Annotated in this window: 12 protein-coding genes; 4 read left to right on the top strand and 8 right to left on the bottom strand. The window is 67.0% G+C overall.

Annotated features, from left to right (window positions below; translation table 11 throughout):
- Position 1: 1 nt before the first annotated feature.
- Together ACN9MY_RS19225 and ACN9MY_RS19230 are read right to left on the bottom strand one after the other, a co-directional pair.
- Positions 2–4,297: a response regulator gene (locus ACN9MY_RS19225; RefSeq protein WP_426335972.1), complete on the bottom strand. Its 4,296-nt coding sequence runs from the start codon at positions 4,295–4,297 to the stop codon at positions 2–4.
- A 9-nt stretch (positions 4,298–4,306) separates the two neighbouring features.
- Positions 4,307–5,776: a cache domain-containing protein gene (locus ACN9MY_RS19230; RefSeq protein ID WP_426318323.1), complete on the bottom strand. Its 1,470-nt coding sequence runs from the start codon at positions 5,774–5,776 to the stop codon at positions 4,307–4,309.
- 234 nt (positions 5,777–6,010) lie between these two features.
- On the opposite strand from ACN9MY_RS19230, the gene ACN9MY_RS19235 reads away from it, so the two are divergent.
- Entirely contained in the window at positions 6,011–6,877 is an 867-nt protein-coding gene (locus ACN9MY_RS19235; RefSeq protein WP_426162104.1) for a serine hydrolase, read from the top strand.
- Positions 6,878–6,910: 33 nt separating this feature from the next.
- Positions 6,911–9,241 carry a histidine kinase dimerization/phospho-acceptor domain-containing protein gene (locus ACN9MY_RS19240; RefSeq protein ID WP_426335973.1) on the top strand — a complete coding sequence of 777 codons (2,331 nt, stop codon included), beginning with the start codon at positions 6,911–6,913 and terminating at the stop codon, positions 9,239–9,241.
- Here the strand turns inward: ACN9MY_RS19240 and recD are convergent.
- From recD to ACN9MY_RS19260, 4 genes are read right to left on the bottom strand one after another with little or no spacing between them, the layout of a single operon-like run.
- Positions 9,221–11,152, bottom strand: coding sequence for an exodeoxyribonuclease V subunit alpha (recD, locus tag ACN9MY_RS19245; protein ID WP_426335974.1), 1,932 nt, complete (start codon positions 11,150–11,152; stop codon positions 9,221–9,223). The genes ACN9MY_RS19240 and recD overlap by 21 nt on opposite strands.
- Positions 11,149–14,781, bottom strand: coding sequence for an exodeoxyribonuclease V subunit beta (gene recB, locus ACN9MY_RS19250; protein WP_426335975.1), 3,633 nt, complete (start codon positions 14,779–14,781; stop codon positions 11,149–11,151). Before recB ends, recD begins: the two co-directional genes overlap by 4 nt.
- Positions 14,778–18,176: an exodeoxyribonuclease V subunit gamma gene (gene recC, locus ACN9MY_RS19255; protein ID WP_426335976.1), complete on the bottom strand. Its 3,399-nt coding sequence runs from the start codon at positions 18,174–18,176 to the stop codon at positions 14,778–14,780. Before recC ends, recB begins: the two co-directional genes overlap by 4 nt.
- Positions 18,177–18,224: 48 nt before the next feature.
- Positions 18,225–21,320: a CHASE domain-containing protein gene (locus ACN9MY_RS19260; RefSeq protein WP_426335977.1), complete on the bottom strand. Its 3,096-nt coding sequence runs from the start codon at positions 21,318–21,320 to the stop codon at positions 18,225–18,227.
- 141 nt (positions 21,321–21,461) lie between these two features.
- Here ACN9MY_RS19260 and ACN9MY_RS19265 point away from each other — a divergent pair, with 141 nt between their 5' ends.
- Complete coding sequence (locus ACN9MY_RS19265) at positions 21,462–23,045, top strand: CehA/McbA family metallohydrolase (protein WP_426335978.1); 1,584 nt, start codon at positions 21,462–21,464, stop codon at positions 23,043–23,045.
- Here the strand turns inward: ACN9MY_RS19265 and ACN9MY_RS19270 are convergent.
- Positions 23,032–23,712, bottom strand: coding sequence for a hypothetical protein (locus ACN9MY_RS19270; protein ID WP_426162111.1), 681 nt, complete (start codon positions 23,710–23,712; stop codon positions 23,032–23,034). The genes ACN9MY_RS19265 and ACN9MY_RS19270 overlap by 14 nt on opposite strands.
- 74 nt (positions 23,713–23,786) lie before the next feature.
- On the opposite strand from ACN9MY_RS19270, the gene ypfJ reads away from it, so the two are divergent.
- Positions 23,787–24,668 (top strand): KPN_02809 family neutral zinc metallopeptidase, encoded by an 882-nt coding sequence (gene ypfJ, locus ACN9MY_RS19275; protein WP_426162112.1) that lies wholly within the window; start codon positions 23,787–23,789, stop codon positions 24,666–24,668.
- Here ypfJ and ACN9MY_RS19280 read toward each other — a convergent pair whose 3' ends face one another.
- A complete protein-coding gene (locus tag ACN9MY_RS19280; protein ID WP_426162113.1) occupies positions 24,669–25,241 on the bottom strand; it encodes a hypothetical protein in 573 nt (190 codons plus the stop codon).
- Positions 25,242–25,298: the final 57 nt, after the last annotated feature.

Genomic DNA, 25,298 nt, shown 5'->3' on the forward strand with positions numbered 1-25,298 from the left:
CTCACTTTTCCTCCAGGCTTGCCATTGCTTCGTCCAGCGCCGCCAGCGCGGCTTCCAGGTCCAGGTTACCAATTCCGTTTTCAATTCGTCGCCAGTGATCGGGCAAGGCGGCCTTGAATTGCGCCAGCTCCGCTTCCCACAGCTCGGCCGCTTCCGAGTCGCTGTCCGCCAGCAGGTGGCGCAGGCGGCCAAGCGGCGGTGCGGCGGCCGGCATGGCAGGCACCAGCGCGGGGTGCACGGCGCCGCCGCGCATTTCTGCGTCGAGCGCACGCAGCGCTGCCAGCAGCGGATCGAGCTCCATCAGCACCATTGCCAGCAGGCGTTCCAGGTCCTCGCGCGCGGCCCCGTTCTGGCAAGCCTGCTCCAGCGCCTGCGCAGCCTCCTGCACGCTGCGCGCACCGATATTGCCGGCCACGCCCTTCAAGGTATGCGCCAACCGCTCCGGCGCAGTCGCATCGCCGCCCATGAGCGCCTGCACGAACATGGCGGCGAAGTCCTGCTGGCCGTCGCGGAACTTCACCAGCAGGCGGCGGTATAGCTTTTCGTCGCCCATGGAGGTCGCGAGTCCGGCCCGGACGTCGACCATCGGCAGCGCCGGCAGCGGCGCTGGCTTGCCGCCGGCGGCATCGACGGAGGCGGCGTGCGCATTGGACGCGGCAGGCAGCATGCCGGCCTGGCCCTCGCCCGGCGCCGGCCGCAGCCAGCGCGCCAGCGTGGCGTACATTTCGGCCACGTTGACCGGCTTGGCGATATGGTCCTGCATGCCGCTGGCCAGCACCTTCTCGCGGTCCCCGGCCATGGCGTTGGCCGTCATCGCGATAATCGGCAATTTGTCCAGGGCTGGATTGGCGCGGATCGCGCGCGAGGCCTGGAAGCCATCCATCACGGGCATCTGGCAGTCCATCAGCACGCCGTCAAAGCGCGCATCCTGCGCCAGGATGTCCAGCGCTTCCTGCCCATGGCGCGCCAGCACCGCTTCGATGCCGGCCTTGCCCAGCAGGTCGATCGCCAGCTCCTGGTTCATCTCGTTGTCTTCGACCAGCAGCACGCGCGTGCCTGACAGGCGCGCCATGACGTCGACCTGGTGCATGTCGCGCTCGGCCGCGCGCCGCCCCTCGGCCAGCACGCCCTTGCCCAGGGCCTCGCCCACCGCTTCCAGCAGGGCGGACGGCGTTACCGGCTTGGTCAGCACGGACTTGAGCCGGACCCGGCGCTCCTCCGCGCTGGTCAAGGCTTCCTCGCGGCCGTAGGCGGTCACCATGATCACCGCCGGCAGCGGGCCGGCGTCCCCCGATTGCAGGCGCCGCACCGTTTCCACCCCGTCCATGGACGGCATCTTCCAGTCCATCAGGATCAGGTCGTACGGCATGGCCTTCTGCCCGGCACGCGCAGCCATGTCCAGCGCCTGCTGCCCGCCCAGCGCCACGTCCACTTCCAGCCCGAAGGAGCGTGCGACCGTGGACAGGATTTCGCGCGCCGACGCATTGTCGTCCACCACCAGGACCCGCACGCCGAGCAATTCGTCGGCCCGGAACATGCGGCGCGGCTTCGGGTTGGCCTGCAATCCGAAGCGTGCGGTGAAGTGGAAGGTGGAGCCCATGCCTTGCGCGCTTTCGACCCAGATGCGCCCGCCCATCAGCTCCAGCAGGTTCTTGCAGATCACCAGGCCCAGGCCGGTGCCACCGTATTTGCGCGTGGTGGAGGCATCGGCCTGGCTGAAGGACTGGAACAGCTTGGCGCTCTGCGCCTCGCTCATGCCGATGCCGGAGTCGCGCACCCAGAAGTGCAGTTCAACGCCCGCCGCGTCCTGCGCCGACTGTTCGATGCCGACCACCACCTCGCCCTGCTCGGTGAACTTGACGGCATTATTGGCCAGGTTCACCAGCACCTGGCCGATGCGCAGCGGATCGCCCACCAGGCCGGTCGGCAATTCCGGCGCTACCTGGAACAGCAGTTCAAGGCCCTTGTCCTCGGCCTTGAAGCCGATCAGGTTGGCCAGGTTGTCCAGCACGTCATCGAGGTCGAATTCAACCTGTTCCACCGTCATCTTGCCGGCCTCGATCTTCGAGAAGTCGAGGATGTCGTTGATGATGCCCAGCAAGTTCTCGCCGGCGCGCTGCACCTTCTCGACGTAGTTGCGCTGGCGCTTATCGAGCTTGGTCTGCAGCGCCAGGTGCGACATGCCGATGATGGCGTTCATCGGGGTGCGGATTTCGTGGCTCATATTGGCCAGGAAATCGCTCTTGGCACGGGTGGCGGCCTGCGCCTGCTCCTTGGCCACGCGCAGCTCGTCCTCGGCAGCTTTTTGCGCAGTGATGTCCTGGTAGACGCCATACATGAAGCGCGGCGTGCCGTCCTGCTCGTCGCGCACCACGGTGCCGACGGCGTGCAGCCAGATCACCCGGCCGTCGAGCGGGCGCTTGTAGGCATACACCGCGTCGAACTTGTCGTAGCTGCCGTCGAGGGCGCCCTGCACCCGGGCCGCCACGCGCAGCGCCCCTTCGGGATCGGCTTCCACCACGCGCGCAAACCATTCGTCCTGCAGGTGGTAGCGGCCGCCGGGCCGCGGCGGTTCGCCCAGCAGGCGCGCGGCGCGTTCGGACTGCGTGTAGTATTCGGGATCGCTGTAGTCCACCACCCAGTAGCCGCAGCCGGTCATTTCCAGCGCGATATCGCCGAGGAAGTTGCTGCGCTTGATCTGCTCTTCCAGCTGCTTGCGTTCGGTGATGTCGCGAAACACCACCACCGAGCCGACCTGCGCGCCATCCTTGTACATGGGCCGGTCCGCGTAGTCCACCGGGAAGGCGCTGCCGTCCTTGCGCTTCAGCAGCTCGCCATCCTGTTGCCATTCGGCGCCTACCAGCTCGCCTTCCTCGTAGCCAAGCAAGGCCGGCGCCGCCGGGTTGACGAAGGTGACCCGGCCGGCCAGGTCGAGGCCGACGATGCCGTCGCTGACGGCGCCCAGCACCAGCCGGCTGCGCTCTTCCAGCAGCCTGGTGCGCTCGTTGCGCTCCAGGATTTCCATATTCATCGCGATCACCGGCAGCGCGCCATCGAGCAGCGCCTGGGCCTGGTCGCCGTAAGGCTCCAGCGTTGCCAGTTCCAGCACGCCCAGCAGGCGTTCATTGCGCAGCACCGGAACGATGGCAATGCTGGCAGGGTCGGCCTCGCCCAGCGCGGAGCCGATGCGCACATAGCCCGCCGGCGCCTGGCGCATGACGATCGGCTTGCGCTGCGCCGCGCACTGCCCGACCAGCCCTTCGCCGAGCAGGAAACGCTGCTGCGCCGCGGACCTGCCGCGCATCGCATAGCCGGCCAGCAGCGCCAGGCTGCCCTCTTCCGCCTCATGCCGGTAGAAGGCCGCGTGGCCAGCCTGCACCAGCGGCGCCAGCAGCGCCAGCGTGCGCGTCGCCAGGTCTTCCGCGCTTTCCGCCGATTGCAGGTCGTTGCCGATCGCCGCCAGGTGGGTCTTGAGCCAGCGCTGCGCCTCCATCTTGCACGCTTCCTCCTGCAGCACCTTGATCGAACGCGCCAGGCTGCCCATCTCGTTCGGGAAGTCGGTCAGCGGCACTTCGGCACCCAGCTTGCCCTTGGCCAGCTGCTGCACGGCGCTGCGCAGGCGGTCCGAAGGCAGCCGCACCGAACGTCCCACCAGGTAGCTGAAAAGCACGCCCAGCACCAGGCTCAGGCCCAGCAAGCCATAGGTGAGCTGCTTTTCGTAGCGCGACAAAGCCTGCATCTCTTCGATCTGGTGGCGCGCGCTGTCTTCCTTGATTTCGGCGATGCGCGTCAAGGCATTATTGGCGCGGATGGCGTGTTCCTGGAACGCCGGATCCGCCACCACGGCGACGGCCTGCTCCACCTGGCCGGCGCGCAACAGGCGCAGCGCATCGTCCACGCGCAGGTGATAGTCGGCGTAGGCCGTATCGAATTCGGCCAGGTTCTTGCGGTTCTCTTCGCGGATGATGCGCGGACGCAGTTCCTCCAGCGCGCGGTCTTGCTTGCGCTGGGCCTCTTCGAGCATGGACATTGCATACTCGCGGCCAGCCCTGTCGCGCGCCAGCAAGGCTTGCTGCAAGGCCCGCCCGCGCTGAGCGAACTGGATCAGCGCATCCTTGGCGTCGGAGATGCCCAGCAAGTCATTCTTGTAGATGCCGAGGATCTCGTCATGCAGCCGGGCCTGGGTGGTGACGTTGTGCAGCCCGAACGCCAGCGTGATCAACAGGCTGCCGCCAAAACCCAGCGCGAGCTTCCACGTCAGGCCCAGTTTTTCAAGTCGCGTCAGTAAGCGGGCCACGCTTCCTCCCTACTCAGTCATATTGATTGCCAGCAGGTCGAGCGCTGACAGGAATTGTTCATAAGCCGCCGCATCCGGGGTTGCAAGCAGCGCCAGTTCCACGGCTCCCAGCAGGCGGCCTTGCAGCTGGACTGGCGCCAGCAGCAAGGCGCCCGGCGGCGCCTCGCCCAGCCCGGACCGGATGCGCCATGCCGCGCCCGCGCCGCTGGCGTCGACGATGCGCGCTTCGCGTTCCAGGGCGCACTGGCCAAGCAGGCCCTCGCCCAGCGCCAAGCGCGCCGGCGGGGCCGTGCAGGCATAGCTGGCGGCCAGCACCAGGCCATCGGCTACGGCAGCGTAGATGCTGCCCTGCATGGCGCCGAACAGCAGGTGGCATTGGTCGAGGAAGGCCGTGAGGCGGGCATGGCGGTCGCTTGCCTGCTGCATCTGCAGCGCCACCTGGGCCAGCTGCATCTTGCGCTCGGCGCGCAGTTGCTGCTCCTGCGCCACGCGTTCGAGTTCGCGGTGGGCGCGCTGCTGCGCCGCCTGGCTGCGCACGGCGCGCAGGCCGGCCGCCCCGAGCAGGAGCACCACGGCCGCCGCCATGGCAGCGGCAGGCAGGCCGCTGCCCGGCGGCACGCTCTGGCCCAGGTCTTCCAGCACCACCAGCTGCCAGGCACCGGATGGATCGTGCCAGTCCACGCTGGCCGAGGCCACCGCAAAATGCCGGCCTTCGCCCTGCACCATGCCCGGCGCCAGCTTGAGCGGCAGCGGGCGCGGCTCCTTCTCTTCGAACAATTTGCCGAACTGGCGCACGGCCCGGATGCCCGCCACCCGGGCCGGCGTCACCTCGCCGGCCAGCATGCCGCGCCATTCGCGCCGGCTGCTGGCAAACACCACGCCTTGCGGCGACAGCAGGATGGCGGCCTGGCCGCTGCGCGCCAGCAGGCGCTCCAGCTTGTCCATGCCGGTGCGCGCCACCACCACGCCCACCGGATCGCCGCGGCGCGCCATGCCGGCGTAGACCGGGGCCGCGAAATACAGGGCATGGTCGCCGCGCGCCAGGCTGACGGCGGCGTAGATATTATTGCGCCCGGCGATGGCTTCCTTGTAATAAGGCCGGAAGCGCACGTCGATGCCGGTCGACGGTTTTCCGCTATCGTCCCAGGACGATTTGACGAAGCCGTCCCGGCCCACCACGAATAAACCCTGGATTTGCTGGCTGCGGGCCACGTTTTCCAATAAGGCCGATATTTTCGGCTGGTTGGCGGGAATTGGTTCGGTACTGTCTTTTTTGATATCCGGCTCAATCAATCCGAGCAGGGAAATCGCCCCCATCAAGTTACTGTCCAGGGTTAATGACATTGCAGCAATAGCGTCGCGCTGCACGTCGATATTCAATAATTCCAGCCTGGCCTGTTCCAGCCTGGCGCGGTAGCTGCTGCCGGCCAGCAGGGCCGCCGCCGCGGCCAATAGCGCGACCACAGCCCAGGCCCGCAAGCGATATTTTGCAATTCTCTCAATTACCAACATGGCAAATTTCAAGAAGGAAATATTATCGAATAACAATACCAGCATTCCCGCCGCGCGTGCCGCACGCCATGGATTTTATTGTTCAGTTGCGCATGATTGACGTTTGCTGGACGAGTTAACCCGATAGTGATATCGTCCTTATTTAGAATATTGCCCTTAATCCAGCAATATTCCGCCCCGAACGAACGCCTCAAACCCATCATGTTCAAGAAAATAACCGCAGCCCTGCTGGTGTCGATCTCCGCAGCCGCGTTTGCCGTGCCTTTGGGCTCGCAATCTGTGCTTGTCGTCGAGGATGAGACTGGCAAAGTGCTGGTCGAGAAGAACGCCACCGCCGTTGTTCCGATCGCCTCCCTGACTAAATTGATGACCGCAATGGTCGTGCTCGACTCCAAGCTTGATATGGACGAGCAAATCAGCATCGACAAGGACGATGTCGATACGCTCAAGCACAGCACCTCGCGCGTGCCGGTCGGCGCCACCCTGTCGCGCGGCGAAGTGCTGCAACTGGCGCTGATGTCGTCCGATAACCGCGCCGCGGCCGCGCTGGCCCGCACCTTCCCCGGCGGCCCGGCCGCCTTTACTGCCGCGGTGCACGCCAAGATCCAGCAGCTCGGCATGACCAGCACCCGGATCGATGAACCGACCGGCCTGTCGCCTAACAATACATCGAACGCGGCCGACCTGGTGAAAATGGCTGCCGCCGCCGCCCAGTATCCCGAGATCCGCCGCATCACTACCGATACCGAGGAAGTGATCAATATGAAGGGGCGCATGGTGCAGTACCACAACACCAACCGCCTGGTCGGCGCCAAGGGCTGGGATATCGGCCTGTCCAAGACCGGCTATACCGAAGAAGCGGGCCGCTGCCTGATCATGCGCATCACGGAAGCCGGCCGCGCAGCAACCCTGGTGCTGCTGAACGCCGGGGGCAATTCAGCGCGCCTGATGGATGCGCTGAACATCCGCCGCCTGCTGGCGGGCGACAACGCTCCCAAAGTGATGAAAGCATCCAGCCCGCGCAAGAAGGCCGTGCGCACAACGGAACGCCGTCGCCGCCGCATGTAAGACGCCTGACGGGGTTCGCTGCCGAGAGGCACCATGGACCTGCTGCGCAAGCTGCGCTTCGCACGCCGCCTGGCGATCCTGGTGGGGATCTTCGCCGGCGGCTTCCTGCTGTACGGATTCTGGTCGTTCCGCACCCTGGACCAATTGCGCGTCAACGGCCCGCTGTACGGCGACGTGGTGCAGGGCAAGGACCTGATTGCGGATGTGCTGCCGCCGCCGCTGTACATCATTGAATCGTTCCTCGTCGCGCAGCAATTGGCAGCTGCCGGCAGCCAGGTCGAGCGCGAACAGCTGGCGCAGCGCCTGCGCACCCTGCACGCGCAACAGGTGGCGCGCGTCCATTACTGGCAGGGCCAGGCCCTGGACGGCAGCCTGGCCGAATCGCTCAAGCAGGCCAACATCCAGGCCACGGCGTTTTACAACGAAGCGTTCGGCCAGCTGGTGCCCGCGCTGGAGCTGGGCGACCGGCCGCGCGCCGGCCATGCGCTGGCCAAGATGCAGCGCCATTACGAGCAGCACCGGCAAGTGGTGGACGACCTGGTGAACCTGGCGGCAAGCCGCGCACGCTTTACCGAAGGCCAGGCAGCCGAACGCATCCGCTTCGACAGCACGCTGCTGCTGGCCATCCTGGCCGCTTCGCTGGCGCTTGCCATCGGCATGGCATGGCTGGTCAGCCGCAGCATCACGCAACCGCTGGCGCAGGCGCTGGCGATTGCGCAGCGTGTGCGCGGCGGCGACCTGGCATCGCCCGCCCCGCCGCCCTTCCCCGACGAAGCGGGCGAGCTGCTCTCGTCCCTGCACGCGCTGCAGGCGAGCCTGGCCGCGTCCGCCGCTGCGCGCAGCGAGTCCGAGCGCAAGCTGCGTTGCACGCGCCAGCTGCTGGACCGCCTGTTGAACAGCGCCGACATGCTGGTGCTGGGGCTGGGGCATGAGGGCGAAGTACTGATCTTCAACGAAACGGCGGTCCAGGTCACAGGCTGCAGCCGCGACAGCGTGCTGGGACGCGTCTGGCGCGACCTGCCGCTGCTGCCCATGTCGGCCGTGTCGCAATGGCCGGAAGGCGGGCACCCCGAACAGTTCCGCGCCATGCCGGCCGGCCACGAGCATCTGCTGCAGACGGCGTCGGGCGATGAGCGCCGCATCGCCTGGCACCACAGCGCCCTGGAGGAAGGCGAGATCGCCCTGCTCAGCTTCGGTATCGACGTCACGGAACTGCGCCAGGCCGAGCGGGCCATCGCCGCGGCCCACGAGGCAAGCGACCACGCCCATCGCAGCAAGGGCGCCTTCCTGGCCAATATGGGCCACGAGATCCGCACGCCGCTCAATGCCATCATCGGCCTGACGGAACTGGCCTTGCGCGGGCCGCTCGACGCGCGCCAGCGCGGCTACCTCGAACAGGTCGACGGCGCTGCCGCCAGCCTGATGGCGATGTTCAACGATATCCTCGATTTCTCGCGCATCGAGGCCGGCAATTTCCACATGGAAGAATGCGTCTTCAGCGCGCGCCGCGCGGCCGAACAGGCTTGCGCGGAATGGCAGGCTGCGGCGCAAGCCAAAGGCCTGCTGCTCGAATGCAGCGTGGAGGCGGCGCTGCCGGAAGAACTGGTAGGCGACGCGGCCCGCCTGCAGCAGCTGCTGCAGCATTTGCTGGCGCATTCGGTCAAATTCACGGAGCGGGGCAAGGTGCAGTTGCTGCTGCGGCGAGAAGACGCCGGCGCCGAAGATGGCACGGTACTGCGCTGGGAAGTACGCGACACCGGCGCGGCGCGCGACGCCGCAGTCCAGCTCTACGAGCCGGTGGGGCCGGGCGATTCGGCAGCAGGACTGGGCCTTTCGGTGGCGCGCCAGCTGGCAGCCATGATGGGCGGCCACCTGCTGCTGGAAAGCGATCCGGCCGAAGGCAACCGCTTTGTCTTCACCGCCCTGTTCCGCCATGCGCTGCCGGGCGCAGTCGCTTGCGTTGAAGCGCAGGCGGCTGCGCAAGCGGCATTTCCTGCGCTGAGCGCCCTCGGCGCCGACATGGCCGGCGCCCTGGCGCGCCTGCATGGCAACCACGCGCAACTGCGCAAGATGCTGGGCCAGTTCCTGCAGGGCCAGGCCGCCCTGCACGTGGCCGTTGGCGATGCCGTGGCCCTGGGCGACCGCCAGCGCGCGCAGCGCATGGTGCACACGCTGGCCGCGCTGTCGGCGCAGCTGGGCATGGAGGCCCTGCGCCAGGCCGCGGCAGGCGTGCTCGGGGCGCTGCGCGCCGGCGGCGGCGCGGCGCCGGAACTGGCGGCGCTTGCGCCGGCCCTGGACGCGGTGCTGCAGGCGATCCACGCCGACCTGCAGACAGGCGGCGAATCAGGCGAGCAGGCTGCGTAGGCCGCTGGTGCGTTCGGTACGGCGCCGGATCGCATCGGGCAGCACGCCCGAATTGGGCGTCAGCAGCGTAAAGCGCTGGCGGGCGCGCGTGATGCCGGTGTACACAAGTTCGCGCGCCAGTACGCTGGGCGCTTCGCGCGGCAGCACCAGCACCGTGTGGCTGAATTCCGAACCCTGCGATTTGTGCACCGTCATGGCGAAAGCCGTTTCCACATTGCGCAGGCGGGTCGCGAGCACGCTGCGCACCTGGCCGCCCTCCGAGAAATACACGCGCAAGGAACCGGAGCGCCCGGGGTCGGGCAACGCCAGCCCGATATCGCCGTTGTACACGCCCGTGGCGTAGTCGTTGCGCGTGACCATGACCGGGCGTCCTACATACCAGTCGCCGCGCCGCTTCAGCAAGTCAAGCTGTTCAAGGCGTTGCGCAATGCTGTCGTTCAGGCCCGAGACGCCCCATTCGCCCTCGCGCACGGCGCACAGCAGGCGGAAACCTTCGAATTCAGCCAGCACGCCGGCGGCCCAGGCATCATGGCCGGCAGCGCCGGGGCCCTGCCCGACCATCTGCAGGAAAGGCCGGTAGCCTTCGACTGCCAGGCGCAGCATGTCCTCCTGCTGCGCCGCTTCGTTCCAGTGCAGTTGTCCCCCGCTGTCGGCGCGCAGCACGGCGCGGGCCGCGTCGGCATCGCCGTGATTGACGGCATTGGCCAACTGGCCGATCGGGCCGCCGAAACGGCGGCTCTGGCGCAGCATGACGGTCTGCTGCGCCAGGGCGCCGGCATTGCCGAGGAATTCCGGCGGGATGGCCTGGCCCGATGCCGCTACCACAAAGGCCGCCGTGGCGGCGTCGTAGCCACCGGCCTGCGCATCATGGCACAGGTCGCCCAGCACCGAACCCGCTTCCACCGATGCCAACTGGTCCTTGTCGCCCAGCAGGACCAGGCGCGCGCCGCCGGGCAAGGCATCGAGCAGGGCTGCCATCATTTCCAGGTGCACCATCGACGCCTCATCGACGATCAGCACGTCCACGTCGAGCGGATTGCCGGCATTGTGGCGGAAGGCCCGCGTCTCCGGACGGGCACCGAGCAGGGAATGCAGGGTGCGGGCGCCGCCCATGCGCTGCGCCAGCTCACGCAGCGGCAATGCGCCGCCAAGGCTTTGCTCCAGGTCGCCCAGCGCGCCGTCAATGGCCTGCTTCAGGCGCGCGGCAGCCTTGCCGGTTGGCGCCGCGAGCGCCACGCGCAGCTGGTCGGCATGGACGCCTTCAACCGCAAACAGCAAGGCAAGCAGGCGCGCCACCGTATAAGTCTTGCCGGTGCCGGGACCGCCGGTGATGACTGCCAGGCCGCCGCGCGTAGCGACCGCGCAGGCGATCTTCTGCCAGTCGGCCCCGCCCTCGCGCGTGGCGTGCGTGAACAGCCGGTCCAGCCATTCGCGCACCAGGGAGGGTGGCGGCCCCCCTTTATCCGTGCCGGTGCGGGCGCGCACGGCATCTGCCACCGTGTTCTCGTCCGACCAGTAGCGGCGCAGGTACAGCCGGCCGCCAGCAAGCACCAGCGGCTGGCCCCTTTCCACGCCGCCCGGCCAGGCCAGCACTTGCGGGCAGGCCTGCAGGAATTCGTGCCAGCCCGCCAGCCCTTGCGGCAGTTCGCCGGCCTCCTCGCACAGGCTTTGCCAGTCGTCTTCGCCCCAGCCCAGCATGGGCGAGGGATCGGCGGCCAGCGCCGCCAGTTGCAGGCAACTGTGGCCGCGTCCTTCGAGCTCGGACAGCAGCAGGCAGGCCAACGCCAGCGGCCGGCCCGATGCGGGACTGCCGTCCGGCGCAAGCGCCGTCACAAAGCGCGCAAACACAGGACCCAGGCGGCGCAGCATGCCGCCTTCGGCCAGCATGTCGGCATGTTCGTAAAAACTCATCGGCAAAGCCCGTCCAGTCCGTCCAGCAGCTGCGCATCGGGCGGCAGCAGGTAGCACCCGCGCGTCTGCTCGTTGCCGACCCCGCGCAGGAAGTAGAAGATCGCGCCGCCCAGTTGCGCGGCCGGGTCGTAGGACTCGCCCAGGCGCGTGCGCAGCAACCGGTGCAGGGCCAGCATGTAGATGGCGCCCTGCACGTCGTAGCGGTGCGCCGCCATGCCGTGCGCCAGCGCAGCCTTGTGATAGGCGGCATCGCCGCCGCCCAGTGCGTTCGATTTGTAGTCCAGCACCCAGTACCGGCCCTGGCATTCGAAAACCAGGTCGCAGAAGCCTTTCAGCATGCCGTGCAGCTCGCGCTGCGGCAAGCCGGGACGGGCAATGCCGTCCAGCAGGTGCTGGCGGCACAGGCGATCCAGCTGCGCTGTATCCAGACGCTCGCTCGGGAACCAGAATTCCATTTCCGGCAGCAGTTGCCCGATCGCGTCCAGCGCGCTGCCCAGCGGCGGCAGTTCGGTGGTGACGATCACCTTCAGCCATTCCAGGGTATCGGCTTCACGATGGCCCCAGCCGGCGCGCTTGATCTGGCGCGCGGCGCGTTCCGTATAGTGCTCCTGGTGGATCGACGCAAAGCCGTCGCGCGCCAGCGTTTCCAGCTGGTCGTGCAGGAAGTTGCCGGGCACCGAGCCGCGCGGGAAGCGGTGCCAGGCCGTATCCTCGATGCGCAGCGCTGCGCCCTCTTCCTCGCCTTCCAGCAGCGTTTCCTGCGCGGCGTGCATGGGTGCAGGCAACGGCTCGCTGCCGCTGCGCCTTGCCAGGGAGGTGAAGCTGCCGACCGACCAGTCGCGTTCAAAATCGCCCTGGTACGCCAGCGGCGCTTCCAGCGGCGGACGCTCGACCGCGCGCGCCAGGCGCGTCACCGGCACGGCGGGCTCCAGCAGGGCGATGGAAATGGCATCGCAATCGCCGCGCAACTGCTGCCAGCTTTCCAGCAACTGGCCGGCAGGCAGCGGCTCGCCGCCGGTCAGCAGGTAGCCAAGCGCCGAATCGTGCAGGGTATTTTCGTCCTTCTTGCGCGCCGGCAGTGCGGCCACGCCAAGCCACAGGAAATGCCGGGCGCGCGTCAGCGCGACATACAGCAGGCGCAGGTCTTCCTCGATGCGGGCCGCTTCGGCTGCCAGCTGGCCTTCTTCGGACAGGTGCATGTCAAGACGGCGCTCGCCGTCGGCATCGGTGTATTCGAAGAAGGTGCGGTTGCGCTTGTCCACCTTGCGCACCGTGACGGCGAACGGCAGGTAGACCAGCGGGTATTCCAGGCCCTTTGACTTGTGCACGGTAACCACCTTGACCAGCTCCGCGTCCGACTCCAGCCGCAGCACGCGTTCATCGCCGCCGTCCGTCTCGTCGTCGATCTGCTCCGCCAGCCAGCGTATCAGCGCCTGTTCGCCTTCCAGCTGCCGGCTGGCCTGCTGCAGCAGCTCGGCCAGGTGCAGCAGGTTGGTCAGGCTGCGTTCGCCGCCGGGCCGCGCCAGCAGCTGCGCAGGCAGGCCAAGGTCGTGGATGAAGCGGCGCAGCATGGCCAGCACGCCCTGGCGCTGCCAGACCACGTGCAACTCCTTGAGCTGTTCGACGCGGCGCTCCCAGGCCAGTTCGTCGGCCGAAAACCGGGCCAGTTCTGCCAGCGGCAGGTTGGCGGTGCGGGTGGCAAACGCGGTGCGCGCCAGTTGGCCATCGAGCGGGTTGGCGACTGCCGAGAGCCAGCGCAGCATGTCCGCAGCTTCGTCGCTGGAGAGCACCGAGTCCTTGTCGGACAGGTACACGCTTGGCACCAGCCGGCGTTGCAGCGAACGGCGCACGGCAGCCGCTTCACGGCGCTCGCGCACCAGGACGGCGATGTCGGCCGGTTGCAGGCGCCTGAAGCCCTCGCCGCCCTGGAAGCCGGTAGCCGGGTCGTTGAGCAGGCAGGCGATATGCTCGGCGCACTGCTCCGCGAAGTACTCGCGATAGGCGTCGGCGCCCAGCTGCTCCATGGTGCAGCCGGCCGTCAACGCCTGGATGTCGCCGGCCGGGCCCACCAGCCGCTCCGCGCGGCCGCGCGCGCCCACCGCCTCGAACGGCAGCGGATTGCCCTTGTCGGTGCGGAAGCGGAACGCCCCGCGCGCAAACCCGCCCTGCCCGGCCACGCCTTCCGCGTGCAGGAAGACCTGGTTGACCGCAGCCACGATCTGCGCCGTGGAGCGGAAGTTGGTGCCAAGCTGGTAATGACGGCCCTGCGTGGCACGGCGCGCATCGAGGTAGCTGTGGATGTCGGCGCCGCGAAAGCCGTAGATCGACTGTTTCGGATCGCCGATCAGGAACAGGCCGAGATCGGGGTCGTTGGCGGCGACCTGGTACAGCAGGTTGAAAATGCGGTACTGGCTGGGCGCCGTGTCCTGGAACTCGTCGACCATGGCCACCGGGAACTGGTTGACGATACGCTGGCGCAGCGCCTCGCCATTGGCGCCTTCCAGCGCACCGCGCAGGCGCTCCAGCATGTCGGCAAAGCCGAACAGCCTTTGCTGGCGTTTCAATTCCTCCATGCGCGCGGCAATCGTCGCAGCTGCATGGCGGAGTACGTGGTGGCGCAGCGGCTCGATGGCATCGAGGGCGCGGCGCAGCGGCGCGATCCCTTCGAAGTCCGCCGGAATGTCGGGCGCGAAGCCCTTGGCGCAAGCGTCGGCCATGCCGGCCGGGGTCAGGCGGAACCACGGCGTGGCGTTCATGTCCGGTTCGGCCAGCGCAGGATCGTTGGCCCAGTCGCGCAGGGCCGCGAACCATTTGGCGACATTGTCGGCGCGCAGCTTGGTGCCGTTGAAGCACTTCGGATTGGCCTCGCGCTGGGATGCGATCCAGCTTTCCATGCGCGCTGCCCGCTCGGCCCAGCCTTGCTTCAGCGCCGCCAGCGCGGCCTGCTGCTCGCCCTGCACGCGGCCGATCATGGCGCCCAGCGGCTCCCGGCCTGCCAGCCCTGCGGCATCAGGCCGGCGCGCCAGGTCGCGCACGCTGCGGCCGAGCGCGGACACGTCGCGGCAGGCGGAAAGCAGCACACGCAAAGCCTGTTCGCCCAGCGGGTACACCTGCTGGCGCCAGTAATCATGCACCGCGTCTTCATACAGCGCCGCCTCGTCGCTGAGCAACTCTTCGTCGAACAGGTTGCCGCTGTCGAAAGCGTGCTCGCGCAGCATGCGCTGGCACCAGGCATCGATGGTGAAGATTGACGCCTCGTCCATCGTTTCGGCTGCCAGCTGCAGGCGATAGGCTGCCTGCTGGCGCGCGGCATGGTCGGGCAATGCTTCCAGCAGCGCGTCCAGGTAGGAATCGGGTGTCTGCGGCGTTTCAGCCCGGAAGTACGCTGCCGCTTCCACCAGGCGTTCGCGCACCCGGTTGGACAGTTCGCGGGTGGCCGCGCGGGTGAACGTCATGACCAGGATTTCGTTCGGCATCAGCGGCCGGCGATAGCCGTTCGCGCCGCCATGCCCCAGCACCAGGCGCACGTACAGGGCGGCGATGGTCCAGGTCTTGCCGGTGCCGGCGCTGGCTTCGATCAGGCGCGACCCATGCAGCGGGAAGTCGAGCGGATTCAGGGCGATGCTCATGCCTCGCCCTCCCCGTCGCCCTCGATCGGCTGCACCGCAACCGATTGCGCCAGCCAGTCCGCCAGCGGCTGGTATAGCGCTCGGCTGGTGTCCGCAAAGCCGGGGTCTCCCGCCAGGGCGGCAAAGTCCGGCCACAGGCGGGCCAGGCACGGGTCCTCGTTCTCGCCTGACAGCTCGAAGCCGCCGTCGTAGACGCTGCGCGGATCGCCCTCCATCACCAGCGCGAGCCCGGTCTTGCAGGCTGCGGGCAATGGCTGGTCCATTCCCTCCCGCCACAATTCGGCAATGCGCGCCAGGACCGCAAGCGCAGCCTGCGGCTCAAGCGGCGCCATGATCACGATCGCATCACGCGCAACCAGGAAGCCGGTCACCGGATGGCCCTGCGCGGCTGCGGCCAGCTGGCGCAGCCACATCGGGATCAGCTTTTCACCGCGCGGCGCGCCGGATTTATCGCACACGCGCGACGACATCTGCATCAGCCATACCGTGGCGCCCTCGGCCCGGTGCAACTGGTCGATCCAGTCTTCCAGCTCCAGGCCAGCGACTTTAAGGTGGACGGCCAGTTTGGGCGCATCTTCGCTGTATGTGCCGCGCAGCGACAGCCAGGCCGTCCGCACAGGCACCAGTTCTTCGACCAGCTCGTCCAGCACCCGGTCGCCGATCAAGCCGATCGGCAGCACGCCCTGGCGCCGCAGGCGCTGGCCGCGTTCGCGCAAGGTGGCGCGCACCTCTTCAATCGGCTCCATTTCGCCGCCGTCCGCCAGCATCGCATCTTCCAGGTTGTAGCGTTCAAGGCCGTCCAGCTGGAACGGTTCCTCATCCTCGCCAATCATCGCCGATTCGGCAAAGTAGACGCCCAGGCGCTGGCGGAAGAAATGCCGCACCGGCTGGCGCAGGAAGGCTGCCAGCGTGGAAAGCCGCAGCCGGAACCCCTCTTCCACCTCGTAGGGCGGCAACGCCACGGGCGCCGCAGGCGCATCGCCGGCGTCATGCGCCGCGCGCCATTCACCGGCAAAGGTCAGCAAGCCGCCGCGCTCGAAGTAGGCGCGGCTGAAAGGCTGCAGCGCATGCAAGGTGGTGCGCGCGGCGAGATCCAGGCCCCAGCCGGCATGCAGGTAATCGCGCAACTGCGCCACCAGCACCGAAGGCGGCTGTTCGCTGTTGTCGCGCACATTGCGTCCGACCCAGCTCACGTACAGCTTGTCGCGCGCGGCCAGCACGGCTTCCAGCATCAGGTAGCGGTCGTCGTCGCGGCGCGAACGGTCGCCGGGACGCGCCATGCCGGGCAAGGCCAGCAGGTCGAAGTCGGCGCGGCTGGCGCGGCGCGGGAAGTCGCCGTCGTTCATGCCCAGCAGGCAGACCACGCGAAACGGCACGGCGCGCATCGGCATCAGGGTGCAGAAGGTGACGCCGCCCGACACGAACTGGTGTTCCAGCGACGGTTCGTCAAGGCCGCCCATCCACGCTTCGCGCAGGGTTGCCAGCGGCACTTCCTCGTCGAAACCGGCGTCCTCGCAAGTCTCCAGCCACTTATCCAGCGCATCGTCCAGGCGCGCCAGCGTCAGGCGGTCGCTTTCGTCGCGGTCGCTGAAGAAGCCTGCCAGCAGCAGGCGCGCCTGCTCGGCCCAATCGGCAGGCCGGCGCGCCACGTCCAGCCGTTCGCGCCAGGCCAGCAAGGCCTCGATCAATTGCGCCAGCGAACCGGCCAGGGCGGCGTCCAGCCCGCCAACTTCCGAATACGGTTCGACGCCGGCATAGGCCGAGCCCTTGCCTGCCGCATAGCCCAGCAGCATGCGGCGCACGCCGAACATCCAGGCATTCTGCTCGCCTGCCGGCGCCAGGCCCAAGCCCGCACGATGGCCTGCATCCAGGCCCCAACGCACGCCGGCGCCTTCGATCCACTGGCCCAGGGTCGGCAAGTCGTCTTCGGACAGGCCGAAACGGCGCGCCAGGGCCGGCACATCCAGCAGGTCGCGCACCTCGCTCTGGCGGCAGCGCTGCTGCGGCAGCCGCAGCAGCCACTCCAGCGCCACCAGCAGCGGATTGACGCTGCGGTCGTTGACGTCGCCGATTTCGTGCGGGATATAGCGCGGGTCATGGCGGCGGTGCTGGCCGAACACGGCGCGGATCGAGGCGGTAAAGACATCGATATCCGGCACCATCACCACCACGTCGCGCGGCCGCAGCGAGGGATCGGCGGCAAACATGGCCAGCAACTGGTCATGCAGGATTTCGACTTCGCGCTGCACGCTGTGCGCCACGTGGAATTCGATGGAGCGGTCGCTGTCCTCGGGCGCAACGCGCGGATGCTCGGCCAGCGGCAGCATGTCGCGCACCGCCGCCTGTACCTGCGCCAGCAGCGTCCCGCCTGCTTCATCCCCGAACAGGTCCACGCGCAGCTTGTCGTCGCGCCCTTCCAGGTCGCTGGCGGTGTCGAATTCGTCCAGCATGCGGATATAGTCGCGCCCCTGCCGCCCCCAGCTCGCCAGCAGCGGATGGCTGTGCGCGTGCAGCGCTTCCAGCGGCACAGCCGACAAGTCGATGTCCTTGCGCGCAGCGTGGCGGTGGCGCGCGGCGCGCAGCAAGTCGCGGCCTTCGATGATGTCGCCCCAGTAGTAGCGGCAGGGATTGGGGACCGCGATCACCACCTGGGTGAAGCGCGCCAGCGAAGCCATGGCCTGCAAAGTCTGGTACGGCAACGCCGATACGCCGAACAGCACGATGCGGCGCGGCAGCCGGCCCAGCGGCGTATCGCCGCGCTGCACAGCATCGACGAAGGCTGCATGGACGCTGGCGCGTCCGAGGCCGCGCCCTTCTTCCGGCACGCTGGCTGCGACGGCACGCCATAACTCGGCCTGCCAGCGCTGGTCGGCCGCCAGCGGCACAGCCTCGCCGCGCGCGTTGCGCAGCTGGTCGCGGCCCGCAGCCCAGTCCTCCAGCCAGTCAGCCCGGTACACCTGGTACTGGTCGAACAGGTCGGCTAGGCGTTCGGCCAGCTGCAGGCGGCGCTCCGGGTCGCCGTCGCGCAGGAAATGGCGCAACGGCACAAAGGCATCCCGCACCAGCAACTGCGGCAGCAGGCGCATCAGGCGCCAGGTCAAGGGACCTTTATCGAAAGCGGAAATCGGCGGCACGCGCGCATGTCCCAGCATGCCCCGATAGATTTCCCACAGCAGCCGCGCCGGCAGCGCAACGCGGGTGGCGCCGCACAGGCCCGTTTCCTCAGCCAGGGCAATCTTCAGCCATTCGGCCACGCCGTTCGACTGCACCAGGAAAATCTCCTGCTCCAGCGGCGCCAGCGGATGGTCGCGCAACCACTGGAACACGGCGCTGCGCAGCTCTTCCAGCTGGTTGCCGTGCAAAATCAGGAGTCCGGGTTGGATGCTTTGGGCCATGTAAAAGCAGCGAAATAGCGTGGAACGCCATTATCGCCGCAAAGTCGGCTATCCGGGAATATTGGCGTTCATTTCCTGGGCAATATGCTCGCGCAGGCGATCCAGCAAAGGCTGCATCTGGCTGACGATGGCGCGGGCACGGTCGATGCCGTCGGCCGGCACCATTTTTTCCAGCGCCAGGCACAGGTCCGCAAAACTCATGGCGCCCACCGCCCGCGCGGAAGACTTGATGCGGTGGCCCAGCTCCGACAAGCGCACGATATCGCCCGCCTCCAGCGCAACCTGCACTTCGCGCAAGCCTTCCTGCGCCGAGTCGATGAACATATTGGCGTACTTGCGCATCTTTTCAGGCTTGTTGCCGAAAGTCTGGGCCAGGGCGCGCAGGTCGAACAGCTCCGATTCGCCGCCATTGCCAGGCTCCTGCTCGGCGGCAGGTTCAGGCACCGGCGCAGGCGCAGGCGCCGGCTGCGGCTGCGGCTGGCCAGGCGTCGTGGTGCTGCGCACCTGCGCCATGCGCCCTTCGGCTGCGCGCTGGCTCATCCACTTGGACAGCACCGAGAACAGCAGGGTCGGCGCAATCGGCTTGGTGACGAATTCGTCCATGCCGGCAGCCAGGCAGCGCGCCTGGTCCTCGCGGCCCGCGTTGGCCGTCATGGCGATGATCAGGGTGCCGGACAGCTTGGGATGGGCGCGGATGATGCGGGTGGCCTCGTAACCGTCCATCACCGGCATCTGCACGTCCATCAGCACGCAGTCGAAGTGCTCTTTCAACAGCAGGTCGATGGCTTCCTTGCCGTTGTTGGCCACCACCACCGTGGCGCCGGCGTCCTCCAGCAGCTCCTGCCCGACCTGCTGGCTGAAGATGTTGTCTTCGACCAGCAGGATCGAGGCGCCGTGGATGGGCGCCAGCATGTCCGGCTGCAGCGCGTTGGAGTCGGTGGCCTGCAGCAGGTGCGTCCCCTTCTGCAGCTTGGCCGTGAACCAGAAGGTCGAACCCTTGCCTGGCTCGCTTTCCACGCCCACCGTGCCGTCCATCAGCTCCGCCAGCTGCTTGCTGATCACCAGGCCCAGGCCGGTGCCGCCGTACTTGCGGGTAGTCGACGTGTCGCCCTGGTGGAAGGACTGGAACAGGCTCGAGACCTGGGCCGGCGTCATGCCGATGCCGTTGTCCTGCACTTCGAAGCGCACTACGGTGTAGTTGTCGCGGTCCTCGACCGGCCGCGCGCGGATGTAGATCTTGCTGTTTTCAGAGAACTTGATGGCATTGCTGGTGAAGTTCAACAGCACCTGCTCCAGGCGCAGCGGGTCGCCGCGCAACTGGTGCGACAGTCCCGGCCAGATCTCGAACACCAGCTCCAGGCCTTTGCGGCTGGCCGCCTCGCCCAGCTGGCCCGAGATATTGGTCAGCAGGGACTCCAGCGCAAAGTCCAGCACTTCCAGGTCCAGTTTGCCGGCTTCGATCTTGGAGAAGTCGAGGATGTCGTTGATGATGCCCAGCAGGTGCTGGCCGGAGTGGTAAATCTTTTGCAGGTAATCCTTCTGCTTCGGATTGGTGGCGCCCTTCAAGGCCAGGTGCGCCATGCCGATCACGGAATTCATCGGCGTGCGGATCTCGTGGCTCATATTGGACAGGAAATCGCTCTTGGCCTGGTTGGCCGCGCGCGCCTGTTCTTTCAGCATATGCAATTCGGTGACGTCGGTGGACAGCGCAATCACCACCGTCACATCCTTCTCCAGCCGCACCGGAGCCTTCACCGTCCACAGGTGGTGCACCACGCCGTGGCGGTCGGTGTAGCTCGCCTCGCCCGAGCGTTTCTGGCGATCGGTCAGGACCACGTGGTCCTCCTGCCAGGCGTCGTCGGCCTCGCGCTTGCGCATGACTTCGATATCCAGGCGGCCGATGATGTCCTCGACCGGCAAGCCGATCACCTCCGCCATCTTGGCGTTGACGTAGACATAGCGGCGGTCCTGGTCCTTCATGTAGACGTGCGCCTCGACGTTATCGAGCACGCTATCCAGCAGGCGGCGCTGCTCCAGCGCATTGCGGCGCTGCGAATACATGGTGAACAGGTAGCCGTAGACCAGCAGCGTTCCGGAAAAACCCGTGACCAGGGCCAGGTAGGGTATCCAGCGGTCGAAGCCGACGATCATCGCGTCCTTGCGCGCGTAGAACTGGGCTTTCCACAGGCTGCCGTTGAAATCGATCGGCAACACGGAAATGAAATAGTCGCCGGGATCGCCCGGCAATGCAGCAGGCTTGTCGATCGAACCGTTATCGTTGAACAGCAGCCGGTCATCAGGTTCGATGGTGAGGTTGCGTTTTTCGGGATCGGTGGACGCGTCCGAGTACAGGATCATGTGCACCTGGCGGTCCGCCATCTCGTCGATCGCCCCCTGGATCAGCTTGGAAACCGAAAAGCCGATGCCGACCGTGCCGATGAAATTGGCGCGGCGGCTGCTCACATCATCCACCGGCATGCCGCGCTTGTAGACGGGCAGGCGCATGCCCAGCCCGATATGGGGTACCGGCTGCTTGAGCAGCACCGGCTGGCCCGACGCGCTGATCTCGCCCGTGTCGCGCGACAGCTGCATGGCACGGTCGATGGCTGGATTGGCAATGATGTCGACGCCAAACTTTTCCATCATCAGGCCCATCGGCTCCAGGTAAGTCAGCGGCGCATACTGTTCCCGCTTGCCCGGCGGCTTGATGTCGAATTTCGGATAACCGCCGGGCGTCAGGCTGGTATCGGCCCGCACCGCAGCGACGAAGGCCTCGCGCTCCGCATGTGGCACGTTCGGCGCATAGTTGATGGCCTCGAGTGCCGGGTAGTGCTTGCCGATGTTCAGGGTCGTCACGTACTGCCGGAATTGCAGCCGGGTGACATGGTCGGTGGTCTGGAACAGCGCCACCAGGCCGCGCACCACGTCCGAATAGGCCTTCACGCGCGCCGAAATACTGTACTGGGTGGCGCGGTTCAGATTGTCAAAGCGCAGCTGCGCCTCATCCTCCACCGTATGGGAAGTGATGGCATACAAGGTCGCGCCAACGGCGGATGCCAGCGACAGGCCGAGCAACCATAGGAGGGCCCGCCCGCCGCCCAGGCCACGCCACCTCCGCCTCATCCATTGAGAAAAGTCTTGCATTTGAGCAGCATACTATTAAAGCAGCCCTGAACGGAACCAATTCAACTCCCCCTGGTCCAAAGCTCGACAGGAGGGCTCATCATGAAAAATGGATTCCACATCTTACCGGCATCCCGGGCTTGCCGGAATTTCCTAGCCTGCATGCATTTTGCCGGCCTTGGCCTTGGCGCCCCCGCCAGCGCCGCTCCGCCCCGTGCGCAGGCTCAGCCACCCGCGCCAGTATTGGAACACCGCGAATTCGATGCCATGCTGGAGGCCGCCTTCCGGCCCGCCGCACCGGGCGCGAGCCGGACTTTCATAGTGCACTTTACACTTCCCGGTGCAAATGCGGCGCGCAACGTGAACTGGACGTTGGCGCTGTACCGGCCCGGCGGCGGCCTGGTCCGGCAGTGGCGCGGACGCCACGTCTTGCGTGGAGATAGTGGCCGGGCCACGGTGAACTGGCGCGCGCCGGCCGCCCTCCCCGCCGGCATTTACACGCTGCGACTGCAGGCCGGCCCGATCCGCCAGCAGCGCCCGATCGCAATTGGCCGGCCGGCGCCGTTGCAGGCCGCCACGGCGGCGGCAATGGACAGCGCCGGGCCGCCGCATTTCGACGGCCTGGCCTTCGACATCGTCTATGGAAACCTGCACAGCCAGACCAACCATAGCGACGGCGGCGGCGATCCCGCCAGCTGCCGCGGCGCCCAGGCGCCCCGCACAGGCGCGTTCGGCCCCGAAGACGCCTACCACTTCGCCCGGCAGCACGGCCTGCAATTCCTGCTCACGTCGGAACACAATCATATGTACGATGGCAGCGAAGGCAGCGATCCCGATGCCGACCCGCTGGCCGCCCGCCAGCTGTACCGTATCGGCATCGCCAGCGCCGAACAGTACAGCGCCCGGCACCCGGGATTTGTCGCGATGTACGGCATGGAATGGGGCGTCATCAGCGGCGGCGGCCACCTCAATATCCTGAACAGTCCTGCACTGCTGGGCTGGGAGCGCAGCGCCAGCGGCCAACCCTTTGCCGACGTGGTCACGCCAAAGAACGATTACGCCGCCTTGTACACGCTGATGAAGCAGCAAGGCTGGCTCGGCCAGTTCAACCACCCGGGTGCCGGCCAGTTCCCGATCAAGGGCAAAGCGCTGGCCTTCAGCGAAGATGGCGGCGCCGTCATGGCCCTGTGCGAAGTCATGAACAGCAACGCTTTCTCGAAACGCCTCGACGAAGGAGAACCACGCCACAGCTTCTACGAAGAAGCCTGCGGCAAGTTGCTGGAAGCCGGCTACCGCCTTGCGTTCAGCAGCGACCAGGACAACCATTGCGCCAACTGGGGCGCCTCGTACAGCAATCGCACCGGCATCCTGCTTCCCGCCGGTACGATGCCGAGCGTCGACGCGCTGCTCGAGGCCATCCGCGCCCGCCGTGTGTTCGCGACGATGGACAAGCAGGCCGCCATCGCCCTGACTGCCAACGACAACATGATGGGCAGCCAGATGGACAACAGTGGCCCGCTCGCACTGCAAGTGCGTTACGCCAGCACGGCCGGACGCAGCGTCGCGGCGCTCGAGATCCTGGAGGGCGTGCCGGGCCGTCGTGGCGCGGTCCAGCCCCTGCCCGGCGTGAGCGCCATGCTGCACAACTTTACGCCGCTACCCGGCCCACACTTCTACTACGCCCGCATCACGCAGGACGACGGCAAGCAGCTGTGGTCAGCTCCGGTCTGGGTCAATCAACGCTGATACGGACCGGATTGATCTCGCGCGCCAGCATCTGCCGCACCATCTCCGCCTCCTTGCGGGCGGCGGCCGGCACCTGCTGGCGGCGCTCGCACTCAGCCAGCAGGTGCTGCGCCCCCTGCGAATCCAGTGCTGCCCCATCGGGCGACAGGCGCAGCAAACCATAGCGCACCGCTACCTTGCACAAGCCAGCGCCGTCCTGCACCGCCAGCAATTGCGCCGGCTCGATGGCGCGCGCAGCCCCCACATCCGCCGGCGCGCACGCTCCACCGAGACGGAAGTTCAATGCTTCCAGCATCGGCGCCGCCGGCAGCAAAGCCTGCGCCTCCTCGACCGAGTACGGCCCCGCCGCACCGCATGCAGACAGCACCCGCCCGATTGCACGCGGCTCGCCCAGTTTCGCCGCCGCCCGCGTCCAGCGGATTGCTTCAGCCGGCTGGCGCTTGTCGAAATATTCCACCAGGGCCGCCATCGCGGCCCGGTCGCCCTGATCGGCTGCCGCCTGCGACTGCGCCAGGCAATAGTGGCTGAATTGGGACGGCGGCTGCTGCGCACACGGCACGCTGCCGCGCTCCTTTAACCGCAGGTAGTACCAGCCGCCGCCCGCCACAGTTGCCAAGACCATCACAGCGGCCAGCGCCAGGGCCATCGTTTTGCGTTCAATCTTCATTCCCGGCATTCTACGTGCGCCTGCCCCGCGCACCAATGCGTTACACTTAGCGAAAATAAACAAGGAGTTAAAAAATGCGTTGGGAAGGTAACCGGGAAAGCGATAACGTCGAAGATCACCGTGGCGATGGCGGCGGAGGCGGCGGCTTCGGTTTCGGCGGCCGATCGATCGGTATCGGCACAATCGTCGTTGCGCTGATAGGCGGCTGGGTGTTGGGCGTCAACCCCATGACCATCCTTGGCCTGTTGAGCGGCGGCGGTGGCCCGGCCCAGGTAAGCCAGCAGCAGCAACATCGCCCGCGTACCGAAGCCAACGACCGCGAATACAAATTGATGAAGGTCGTGCTGGCCGACACGGAAGACGTCTGGACGGACCTGTTCCGCCGCAACGGCGGCACCTACCAGATGCCCAAGATGAAGGTCTTCACCGGCGCGATCCAGACCGCCTGCGGCACCGGACGCTCGGCCACCGGGCCCTTCTACTGCCCGGGCGACCAGGACATCTACATCGACCTCGACTTCTTCCGCCTGCTGGAGCAGCGCTTCCGCGCCCCTGGCGAATTCGCGCAGGCCTACGTCGTGGCACACGAAGTCGGCCACCACGTACAGAACCTGATGGGCCTGAGCGACAAGGTGCATAACGCCCAGCGCAATGCCTCCGAACGCCAGGCCAATGCCCTGTCGGTGCGGCTGGAACTGCAGGCCGACTGCTTCGCCGGCGTCTGGGCCTACCACGCCAACCGCGCGCGCAGCATCATCGAAAAAGGCGACGTGGAAGCAGCGCTGAACGCCGCCACCGCCATCGGCGACGACGCGCTGCAAAAGCAGGCAGGCGGCGAAGTGATGCCTGACTCCTTCACCCACGGCAGCTCGGCACAGCGCGTGCGCTGGTTCAACCGCGGCATCGAATCGGGCGAAATCGCCCAGTGCAATACCTTTGAAGCCCGCCAGCTCTGATTATTGCGCCAGGTTGCCGACCAGGGGCGTCCGGTAATCCAGGTCTTTTTCTTCGAACCGCAGGACGCCCCTCGGCAAGTCGGCATGGATGAAGACTTCGCTGTACTGGGCTTCCGAACCATCGCCCTGGAAGAAGAACTTCATCCTGGTCGGGGCAGTGTGCATCAGCGCCGGGTCGCTGCCCAGGCCCACCACTTCAGCCTCGACGCTCGCTTTTGCCTGCCGGCCGGCTGCATCCAGTCCATACAGCCGCGCCAGCGCAGCAACAAACCGGTCGGTATCGCCGCCCGTGCTTACAAAGCGACCGCTCCCCCAATACACCCACTGCTCCGAGCCATCGAGCTGCCTGGCCTCCCAGTTCGGGTGGAACTCGACGGCAAAGCCGAGCGGCTGCCCATCCAGGCTGCCCAGCACCACTACGCAACGCGTTCCATCCTTGAGCTGTTCAACTTTTTGTACCGGAAACTCAAAGTCGACAAACCCTTCCTCCTGCACGACCTTGACCTCTGGCGCGGCGGCGTGTGACGCAACCGCGGGCACTCCCTGGGCAGCAGTGACAATGGACTTCTTCAATTCGGTCTCCAGAAAAAAACGATTAGTGTAGAGTAATCGGATTCCAAGAAACAGGAG

It is taken from the genome of Pseudoduganella sp. R-31 (assembly GCF_049913235.1).
Classification (GTDB): domain Bacteria; phylum Pseudomonadota; class Gammaproteobacteria; order Burkholderiales; family Burkholderiaceae_D; genus Rugamonas.